Below are 1,088 nucleotides of genomic sequence, written 5' to 3'. Positions count from 1 at the left end.
CCCTCTGGTCCAGTCCGCTGTGCCCGGCGCCGCCCCGCTTCCATGTTCGTCGACTCCCACTGCCACCTGAGCTTCCCCGAGCTGCGTGCCCGCCTGGACGAGATCCGCGCCGAGATGGCCGCCGCGCAGGTCGACCGCGCGCTGTGCATCTGCACGACGCTCGAGGAGTTCGACGCCGTGCAGGCGCTGGCGGCCGGGCACGACAACTTCTGGGCCTCGGTCGGCGTGCACCCCGACAACGAGGACGTGCTGGAGCCGAGCGTCGAGACGCTGGTGGCGCTGAGCCGGCGCGACAAGGTGGTCGCGATCGGCGAGACCGGCCTCGACTACTACCGCCTCAACGGCCGCAGCATCGCCGACATGGAGTGGCAGCGCGAGCGCTTCCGGGTGCACATCCGCGCCGGGCTCGAGCGCGACCTGCCGCTCGTGATCCACACCCGCAGCGCGTCGGACGATACCGTCGCGCTGCTGAAGGAGCAGGGCGCCGGCCGCTCGCGCGGCGTGTTCCATTGCTTCACCGAGACGATGGCCGTGGCGCGCGAGGCGCTCGACCTCGGCTTCCTGATCTCGTTCTCCGGCATCCTGACCTTCAAGAGCGCCGTCGAGCTGAAGGAGGTGGCGCGCTACGTGCCGCTGGACCGCTGCCTGATCGAGACCGACAGCCCGTACCTGGCGCCGGTGCCGTACCGCGGCAAGACCAACACGCCGGCCTACGTGCCTTACGTCGCGAAGCAGCTCGCCGAGTTGAAGGGCTGTACCGTCGAGGAGGTCGCGGCACACACCAGCCGGAATTTCGAAGCGCTGTTCCGTCTGCCCGAACCTGCCGGAATGTAAGCAATCGGATCTCAAGAATTGCTTTAGGTAACTCATTCAATTCATTGATCTGTAACGACAAATATGATTTCATACGGGGCTGGATCACTGGTTTTCGCCTGCCATCCCCGACAACCCAGCGACGGCCCGCCGACAGCCTTGTCAGGGTTCTTCTGACCCCTCGTTTGGAGCGGTACCGACTACGAGGAAGAGGATGTGGCGCCTACAGTGACTCCATCGACACACCCGTTCACTGGAGCGTCACCATGCAGAGC

At 65.8% G+C, this 1,088-nt stretch carries 1 protein-coding gene; it reads left to right on the top strand.

Annotated elements, in window-relative coordinates:
- Positions 1-42 precede the first annotated feature (42 nt).
- Positions 43-834: a TatD family hydrolase gene (locus AC1D15_RS33750; protein ID WP_477829495.1), complete on the top strand. Its 792-nt coding sequence runs from the start codon at positions 43-45 to the stop codon at positions 832-834.
- Positions 835-1,088: the final 254 nt, after the last annotated feature.

Source organism: Rhizobacter sp. P2_H2, from assembly GCF_056403375.1.
Note: the sequence above shows the minus strand (reverse complement) of the source record. Positions and strands in the feature narration are given on the sequence as shown.

Coding starts and splice junctions, on each gene's coding strand:
- AC1D15_RS33750 (WP_477829495.1), top strand. CDS start 43: ATGTTCGTCGACTCCCACTGCCACCTGAGCTTCCCCGAGCTGCGTGCC.